The 511-nt window shown below is 44.6% G+C and carries 1 protein-coding gene; it reads right to left on the bottom strand.

The genetic code is table 11. The features are described from left to right. Positions 1-511, bottom strand: a 511-nt coding sequence (locus R7190_RS30990) for a ribonuclease E/G (protein WP_318138356.1), incomplete at both ends; no start/stop codon positions are given.

The following is a 511-nucleotide window of genomic DNA, read 5'->3' as shown; positions in this document are numbered from 1 at the left end:
TCTTAGGAAGTAGGTAAGAAATTAAATCAAACTCTTCACCTTCGCGTACGCGAATTACTTCAAAGTGCGGTGTTTCCATGTCTGAGTTAGGAACAACCGTAATTTTCACTTCTTGAATTCGTTCGATATGATTAACCGAGCGACGTTTTTCGTTCAATAGGTAAGATGCGATTGGCACTGGTACTACAGCCAATACTTGAGCTGTGTTGTCTTTTAGTGCTTCTTCTTCAATCAAACGAAGAACAGAAAGTGCTAGAGATTCGTTGTCACGAACAACACCTGTACCGCTACAGCGAGGACAAATGTGGTGGCTTGCTTCTGCAAGAGAAGGGCTCAGTCGTTGACGAGACATCTCTAGAAGACCAAAGCGTGAGATACGACCGATTTGTACGCGAGCACGGTCTAATCGAACTGCTTCACGTAGGCGGTTTTCTACTTCACGTTGGTGGCGTACTGGTGTCATATCGATAAAGTCGATAACCACTAAGCCACCCAAGTCACGTAGACGTAA

It is taken from the genome of Vibrio sp. 1078-1 (assembly GCF_033340475.1).
Note: the sequence above shows the minus strand (reverse complement) of the source record. Positions and strands in the feature narration are given on the sequence as shown.